This window comes from Gilliamella bombi, from assembly GCF_900103255.1.
Lineage (GTDB): Bacteria > Pseudomonadota > Gammaproteobacteria > Enterobacterales > Orbaceae > Gilliamella > Gilliamella bombi.
Window position 1 is genome coordinate 1 of record NZ_FMWS01000113.1, and the last position, 7335, is coordinate 7335.

Annotated in this window: 12 protein-coding genes; all 12 read left to right on the top strand. The window is 30.6% G+C overall.

All coding sequences use genetic code 11. The features are described from left to right. On the top strand, window positions 1-188 hold a 188-nt coding region (locus B9N71_RS12475), incomplete at its 5' end, for an IS3 family transposase (RefSeq protein ID WP_143421972.1). Between the two features lie 888 nt (window positions 189-1076). After that, on the top strand, window positions 1077-1415 hold the full coding sequence (locus B9N71_RS12485; RefSeq protein ID WP_065608879.1) for a DUF7716 domain-containing protein: 339 nt from the start codon (window positions 1077-1079) through the stop codon (window positions 1413-1415). 190 nt (window positions 1416-1605) lie between these two features. Further along, window positions 1606-2001 carry a hypothetical protein gene (locus tag B9N71_RS12490; RefSeq protein WP_085166131.1) on the top strand — a complete coding sequence of 132 codons (396 nt, stop codon included), beginning with the start codon at window positions 1606-1608 and terminating at the stop codon, window positions 1999-2001. A gap of 246 nt (window positions 2002-2247) precedes the next feature. Beyond that, window positions 2248-2694, top strand: coding sequence for a type IV secretion protein Rhs (locus B9N71_RS12495; RefSeq protein WP_085166132.1), 447 nt, complete (start codon window positions 2248-2250; stop codon window positions 2692-2694). Between the two features lie 254 nt (window positions 2695-2948). After that, on the top strand, window positions 2949-3242 hold the full coding sequence (locus B9N71_RS12500) for a hypothetical protein (RefSeq protein WP_085166133.1): 294 nt from the start codon (window positions 2949-2951) through the stop codon (window positions 3240-3242). A 448-nt stretch (window positions 3243-3690) separates the two neighbouring features. After that, the gene (locus B9N71_RS12505) at window positions 3691-4302 is read left to right on the top strand and encodes a hypothetical protein (protein WP_065610599.1); all 612 of its coding nucleotides are present in this window, start codon (window positions 3691-3693) and stop codon (window positions 4300-4302) included. Between the two features lie 143 nt (window positions 4303-4445). After that, a complete protein-coding gene (locus B9N71_RS13185) occupies window positions 4446-4592 on the top strand; it encodes a hypothetical protein (RefSeq protein WP_167370129.1) in 147 nt (48 codons plus the stop codon). Between the two features lie 132 nt (window positions 4593-4724). Continuing rightward, window positions 4725-5141 carry a hypothetical protein gene (locus B9N71_RS12510; protein ID WP_085166134.1) on the top strand — a complete coding sequence of 139 codons (417 nt, stop codon included), beginning with the start codon at window positions 4725-4727 and terminating at the stop codon, window positions 5139-5141. A gap of 293 nt (window positions 5142-5434) precedes the next feature. Next, a complete protein-coding gene (locus B9N71_RS12515) occupies window positions 5435-5788 on the top strand; it encodes a hypothetical protein (protein WP_085166135.1) in 354 nt (117 codons plus the stop codon). A 218-nt stretch (window positions 5789-6006) separates the two neighbouring features. Beyond that, the gene (locus B9N71_RS13770) at window positions 6007-6186 is read left to right on the top strand and encodes an RHS repeat-associated core domain-containing protein (protein WP_411578969.1); all 180 of its coding nucleotides are present in this window, start codon (window positions 6007-6009) and stop codon (window positions 6184-6186) included. A 206-nt stretch (window positions 6187-6392) separates the two neighbouring features. Next, window positions 6393-6566: a hypothetical protein gene (locus B9N71_RS13190; protein ID WP_167370130.1), complete on the top strand. Its 174-nt coding sequence runs from the start codon at window positions 6393-6395 to the stop codon at window positions 6564-6566. Continuing rightward, entirely contained in the window at window positions 6560-6922 is a 363-nt protein-coding gene (locus tag B9N71_RS12525) for a hypothetical protein (protein WP_085166136.1), read from the top strand. The genes B9N71_RS13190 and B9N71_RS12525 overlap by 7 nt, the downstream gene beginning before the upstream one ends. Window positions 6923-7335 lie beyond the last annotated feature (413 nt).

Consider the following 7335-nt stretch of genomic DNA (forward strand, 5'->3'; position numbering starts at 1 on the left):
CGGAAGCGACATTTAAAACAATTAAAACGGAATTTGTAAAAGGCCAACGTTTCAACTCAACGGCTGAGTTACAACGCGCTTTTTCGGCTTATGCTTATTGGTATAATCATAAACGATTACATTCTTCGTTAGGCTACTTGCCTCCCGTTGAATTTAAAAAACACTTACCCCTTAATTTTTTTGTTTGAAAATGTGTTGCCATTCCAACCCTTTTAATAATATTTAAAGGTATTTAATTTTTTGTAAAACCTAAAAACATTAAATTTTTACAAGGAGGCCCTCAAGGAACTGCAAATTAGTGTAAAATCCAAAAAAAGTGGTAAAATTTGTTACAAAAAAATTATTCTATTGATTCTAATATCTGTCGTGTAATATGGTTATGACGACACTAAAGGAACAGGGCATAGCTCTTTGCTCCATATAAGCATTAAACGTTCAAATGGAACAATGGTGAGTATCGATATAGATGAATAACTTTTCAATTGAACATTTAATTTCTGTCATAGAAAAAGGCAAGGTTAGAGGATTTGATGAAGTAAAGGAAATAGATGGTGAATGCTATTTATTCCAATACGCACTGAAAAAGAAAAATGGATTATATAATACGTATCTTTTCTATATCATAGAAAAAGATGGAAATTATTGAGGATTATGGTACAGAAGAAATTAAAGAATTCTCAAATATAATCGATGCTTTTAATTATTTTAAATCATTGGATGTCAATGTTGAGCATTTTGGGAGTATAAAAGGAACTTTGCCGTTTTAACCAAAGAAATAACTTCAAACTATTCTTCTTTAATTAAATCATTTGATAATCAAAAGGCACCACAAGTATCAATTTTAAAGTTGATATTTAAAAATAGAAGCTGACTTACACAATGATTTCATGGGAACTCTTATTTTGATATAAGCAAATTTCTTTAGTTAGGTCTTTAATGAAACATTAAAAATTTCAACAACGGATGTTATTTATAAAAGTGGCCGTGATATGTAGAAGAATAATCAAAATGAATTTTAAATGATTTTATCAGTAAGAAACTTTGTTAAATAATTTCTATTACGGAGTATGAATATTATGCTTGTTAAAGGTAATCTTTATCCAATAAAGGATATTATCTCTTATGTGAAAGACAATATTGAAAGAGGTGATGATTTTTGTCTCTATAGTGAATCTGATGAAGAATTGCTAAGTAATAAAAGTTATTACATTGATGACTATCCAGATGTAGATGATAATGGAAAAGAAATTTATCCGCCTCTTGTGTTAAAAAAGAAACTAAACTATCTTTACTCAGGTCAACAATTTGCTGATGTAGTCGATTCAGTTATAGATCAGAAACCTTCAGCTACTACAAATGAATTTATAAAAGCATTAAATTATTATTCTGAATATGACAATTTTTTAGATCTCTAATTTATTAAATTTCTGCAATAATATAAATTATTCAAATAACAGGGATATATTTGGCCTTAGCCTCGTTTTTATGGCGATGGCCACCTGCACCAGATAAGTATCATCATCCGATATCAAACAGACCATCGGCGCAACCTGATGCAAACCGTGAAATATTGTGGGAATGCAGCTTTCAGTTATGGGGAAATCCATGGGAATTAAACCGGAGAGTCTTAATATGCTAGATAAAGAATTACTTGATATTTTTGGTCAAAAGCTCATTAGTCGTGTTAGAGATCAGTCAATTTTTGAATTTGAAGGAATGGTTCAAGGTAAAATTAAATCTGCAAATATGGTTAAATTAAATAATGAATTAAAAATATTTGATAAACATCAGATTGAAATTTTAAAAAAAGTAGTACTGACTGCTATTGATAGTGTTATTTACAATACATTAGATATGCTAGAACAAAATGAAGAAAGTATAAGATTATTAATATCTCAAGAAGGCAAAAATGAAAAAAATATTGTTGATATCAGTGATGGTTTATCAGGTGAACTATTCACAAAAAAAGGCTGGGTAGAAAAATTTAGTAAATATAAATAATTATTATCTATTAGTAGTATTTTGTTTTATAGCTATACAAGTTGGTGCAAAGGGCGGATTACAAATGAGATAAAACGAGTCAATTGGCACATAAACTAACAGTGGAACAGCATATTTATTATAATTATTATAAAAATAAATAGACGTAGGGAAATGCATCACAGTAGTTTATAGTAAAACTAAATAGCAGTCAGCGACAGTGTAGTAGCTTAGATTTAAACTTCCTTCTAAGCCATGGAGAGTTTCATGACTTTTGATGATGAAATAAAAATTAAACTTTCTCAATTATCAGAACCAGCAGAGTTGATCGATAACTGGGAAAATATTGCATACCAATTATCTAATTCGTTTGAGTGGAAAGGAACCAAAATTGATTGGTCAAAAACTCTTAAACACAAAAGTAATCAACTTTTTGGAAGCTATTCTAATTGGTTATTTACAATAAAAAATTTTATTATAGATAATGATATATCCGCTAAAATTAGAGAAAGCGGAGATATTTACTATATAAATGATTCATCTTTAAATTTTGCAGTACATTTAAAATTTAATCAATTTGATAGTTTTCTAGCTTTTGCTGTAGAAAGCATCCCTCAACATCATTATTTTTTTGATTCTTTAAATAAATGGTGTCTTGTTATAAGTTCTGAGGGATTTATCGATTTTGGATTATCACTAAAAAAGTCTGTTTAATTTTATTATTTGAAACCCAGATATAGGTAAATTTACTCAGCTAGACCTGATTGGGTTATTGGGTAGATTTAATCTGTTTCTGTATGCGCCTAATTCTCTAACGTGAATTAATCGATTAGCAAAGAAAGTTTGGTTGTATAAAAAACGGCAAAGTCTATAGAGTTATTAGACAAGATGAAAACATAACTTTTGGACTTTTTTAACTAAACTCGAATAATATATGGTTGCAGGACATGTAACTAATTAGGTATTTTATGAACATTATAAATTCTGATGTTAATGAAAAGATTATCGACGTAGTTGGAAAAATTAGATTATTAAATAAGTTAGATGAAAAAACAATGAATGATCTCTATTCTTCACTAGATGAAATGGTAACTAATTATAAAGAAAAAGATTTTATTTCAAAGGAATTAGCATATAATCTTTTAGTCCTGCATGATAACTTAGAAGGTGCTTTAAAATTTGGCTCTTATGAAGACATGAAGTATATAAGTAATATTAATTCAAAAGTAAGCGAATATATTGAAAAAATATTTTTAAGTTAAAAAGAAAAACTGAAATTAAATTAGGTTGGCTAATAGTACTACCACTATGACGCTGAACACCACCTGAGCAAAGTCCGCATAGAACGACTGTCCAGAAGAACTGCCCGATGCGAACGGCGAAATACTGAGGAAATGCAGTTTTCAGTTATGGGGCAGGGGGATTCAGGAAATTGAGTATGAATCAATATAGCAAGATTTTATTAGATATCAGAGATAGTATTTAGATAAGGTCTGGATTACATTATAACACTGAAAGACCGCATGAGGCATTAAATAACATAACATCGATTGGGTATAAAACACCAAAACAAGCAGCTTAATTTTCTACGTAAGTTGTGTACTAAGTCTAGAGGTATTTACAAATTTATTTTCTGAAAAGAGCTGGTATTCCTGAAAAAAAACAGATAGATTTTATAAAAAATTAGCAAATGTTGTTAATGGAGATATCATGCAACAAGTATATGAACTTATACCTTCATCAAATGAAAATAGTGGTATCAAATTTGGAGGAGGTGCATTTATTGATGGCAAGTGGCCCCAAAATCCATTAGGTGAAAATTTAACATTATTATTCACAATTGATAATGATAAATTATCTGATTCTATTAGTGGAATTAATCTTCCTAAAGATAAATATATTTCCGTATTTTCAACTTATAATGAAAATAGATATTTCTTAGACGATATTGTTTATTTTGGTGATGATGCAGAACTCGATCACTTAAAATCAGGATTTACAAGAGTAACGTTAACAGGCATATCAAAGCTATGCGAAAATAGTAATAGCCTTGCTCCTCAATATCTTGAATTAAAAAAAACACAATTAAAGAATAGTGATTATCCAACATTTTCTTTTTTGTCAAATAAAATACCCAAGGGAATTGTTGCTTGTGAAAAATTAATGCAACAATATGATTTTATTGGTCAATTATATTCATCAGATATTCCAGTTCATGATGGTGGAGCATTATTTTTATCTGATGCTATTGGGTATTTATTTTTAAAAAAGAAAATTGATGATTTTAATAATGCGGGTCTTTTTTTTGTTCAAATGGCATAATTATTTTAACATAACTATCTGACAGCATCGAAAAGTATTATACCCTCTCTGGTGCTAAATACCAGTTTAAAAACGGTCGCAAAATCCGTCTGCAATGCAAAGCCAGGAATAAAAGCATAGCAAAAAGCAGTAGAAAATTAAGAATGACTAGAGTATATGTAACTGATAATGATGGCAATAACATTCACAATATACGTGTTCCAAATGAGCGCAATACTCGAGAGCTAATTGAAGATATTTTTGGTGAAGGTTTTTCACATAATAAACTACACCCTAAAACTGTAAACTGAGGCTATGAATATCATAGAATTCCAGAATCTACAGTTCCATTCGATAATGATCTTCAACATATAAAATGGTATGACTGGCAGACTAAATAAGGGGCAGACGGACATGTATTTTATGATATATGGAATTAATTTATGGACCTATTATTTTCGACATATACCAATTTTTTTGGTACAAACATTGAGAACGATAAAGCAATAGAAATTAGAAAAGTTATTATTCATACTTTCAGAAAACCTTTTGTTAAAAAAGATATAAAGACTCATGGTCCTTTATGGAATCACTATATAGCGCCAAAAGGGGCGATTGATATTACTAATCTTGATATAGATAAAAATATACAGGGTTATGTATTAGTCGATGGAAAAGGAAAAAATATGTACTTATTTTTATCTTCTTTGAAAAACTTTTTATCATATCTTGAAAATAGAAATGATGGTTTATTTCCTGCTATCTATTTTGTTAATAAAGACTTTACCTTTTGTCTTGGAGAAAATGGCGAAAGAGGAACAATGCAACCTATTTATGTTTATAAAGGAGGGGAAATCTAATAAAATATCGATATATGTGCCAAATAAAGAGAAATAGCAAACAATTGAAGGGCTGAGCCTAATCGTTTCTCAAGAGCTTTAAGTATAAGGGTGATGGATATCAAATATATGGACATGGCACGGATTTTTCCGCGGAAGCCAAATGGCTAACATCTAACTTAGCAAATGGTCTAATGGCTTGTATTACCAATACCTTAAATAAGCAGAATCATAGAACTGATGTAATATGGGAACCTTTTCGTAGTGACAATAATGGGGCTCAGATTTTATTAGATGGCTCAGGATATTAATTTATGAACGAGAATATACTATACAATTTTTTGAAAAATAAACCATCCTTTTTAGATTATGATGATGAACTAAAGCTAATGGATATTATGACTAAACTACCTATGAGTTGGTTCATTAAAAATAAAGATGAATTTATTGATGCTTTAATGAATTTATCTGACTCACATACGATAGGTAGTGGATTTTTATTCCAAGATGAAAATGATGATATTATATTTGATAATTTTTGTGAATGGCTAAGAGAAGTAAATAATAAAACCGGCATACCTACATTAATGTATATTGATGATTTTTCAAGTGTTGGACTTAACAAATTTAGAGAAAGTATTAGAAAAGATGAAAATACAGATAAGTAATATCTAAACAATATTAGATCTAAATCTTTATACGTCTTGAATTGGTATTCAGGGGTGTTATTATCATAATTTATTAAGAAAAATGTTTAGTCAATAAATATTTAACAAAATAAAAGGCTATTCATTAATACTAGAAAGTACCGGAAGAACTAACCGATGCAAACGACGAAATACTGTGGGAATGCAGCTTTCAGTTATGGGGGAAACGGATTCACGAAATCGAACATGAATCAGTAAAGCAAAACCTCAGATATCAAGGACAATATCTAGACAGAGAAACTGGCTTACATTACAATACTTTCAGGTATTATGATCCGGATATAGGTAGATTTACCCAACCAGATCCGATTAGGCTGCTGGGTGGCCTTAATCTGTTTCAGTATGGCCTAATGGATTGACTTGGGTGGATATGGGGGCTATCACCTGTTAGCCCTAAAACTGTTTTATTTTCACAAGGTGATATCAGTCCTAATTTTTCTGATAAAAGGAGTATGAATGAACTAATCTATAGATTGAAAAATGGTTCTTCATATATCAACCAAGTAAAGCCAATCAGGAAAGTGAGACTTACCTACTAACATTCAAGAAAGGTTAATCTCGCAAGGTGCAAATAAACACCGTATTTACTTTAGATAATCGACGACTATACGCAGCTAAAGAAGCTGGTATAAAAAGTATGCCTTATGTTTGGGCTACTAAATCTGATTTGAAGTCAATTAATCTAAATAATAGATTTTCAACAAAAACTGGTGGGAAAGGGATAAAAGTAAGATGCTAACAGTAAATAATCAGGCTATTGAGACAATATATGGAGAAATATATGGAAGAGACGCTTTAATATTAAAAGACGTCATATTAGATATGTTTCCTCTGGAGTTAAAGATAATAGCTTCTTTGGGTTTGTCATTTTGCCAACCAAGCAGAGGATTAGAAGGAGAGGCTTTAATTTGTTTTCAATTTAAAAATATAAAGAGCTTAAATATTACAATGATTGATGAATCAAGCTATCAGCCAATGATGATATCATGTTTTGATAAAATATTCGATAAAGAGAAAGATGAGCATTATGTTTTAAGCACTTATGATCATATTTTTGATGTGATTGGTCAATGTGAATTATGCTATTACAAATAATTATGAAAGTCAGGAGTGATATTTAAAATCTTCCCGAATTTATTTTAATTGCTGTTTATTCTGTAGCTAGTAATAACAGAGTTCAATCTTGGCTTGAATCAAAAACACAGCAAATAAGAACAGACCAATTACCGCTGCGATCACACCGACTGCATCAAAGACTACAGCAACCACAACCTGATTCGCTGTAACCAGCTCCTGCATTTCAGAGGGCACCACTACCGCCGACGAACACAGCAGAACTGCCAGTAAACAGACCATCAGCGCAACCCAGCACTACGACGCTGACCACTGTCTGACTGAAGTACTCATCGAACAGCTCAACAAAACCGAACGATACCGCTTGATCCTTGCCAAAATATTAGACAGTGCCCGCCTCTATCATTTTTTCTTTTTGGTAATATTGTTGTTCA

What these genes read in the sequence shown, in the direction of transcription:
- B9N71_RS12485 (WP_065608879.1), top strand. Translation starts at nt 1,077, where the DNA reads ATGCTTGTTAAAGGTAATCTTTATCCAATAAAGGATATTATCTCTTAT.
- B9N71_RS12510 (WP_085166134.1), top strand. Translation starts at nt 4,725, where the DNA reads ATGGACCTATTATTTTCGACATATACCAATTTTTTTGGTACAAACATT.
- B9N71_RS13185 (WP_167370129.1), top strand. Translation starts at nt 4,446, where the DNA reads ATGACTAGAGTATATGTAACTGATAATGATGGCAATAACATTCACAAT.
- B9N71_RS12500 (WP_085166133.1), top strand. Translation starts at nt 2,949, where the DNA reads ATGAACATTATAAATTCTGATGTTAATGAAAAGATTATCGACGTAGTT.
- B9N71_RS12490 (WP_085166131.1), top strand. Translation starts at nt 1,606, where the DNA reads ATGGGAATTAAACCGGAGAGTCTTAATATGCTAGATAAAGAATTACTT.
- B9N71_RS12525 (WP_085166136.1), top strand. Translation starts at nt 6,560, where the DNA reads ATGCTAACAGTAAATAATCAGGCTATTGAGACAATATATGGAGAAATA.
- B9N71_RS12515 (WP_085166135.1), top strand. Translation starts at nt 5,435, where the DNA reads ATGAACGAGAATATACTATACAATTTTTTGAAAAATAAACCATCCTTT.
- B9N71_RS12495 (WP_085166132.1), top strand. Translation starts at nt 2,248, where the DNA reads ATGACTTTTGATGATGAAATAAAAATTAAACTTTCTCAATTATCAGAA.
- B9N71_RS12505 (WP_065610599.1), top strand. Translation starts at nt 3,691, where the DNA reads ATGCAACAAGTATATGAACTTATACCTTCATCAAATGAAAATAGTGGT.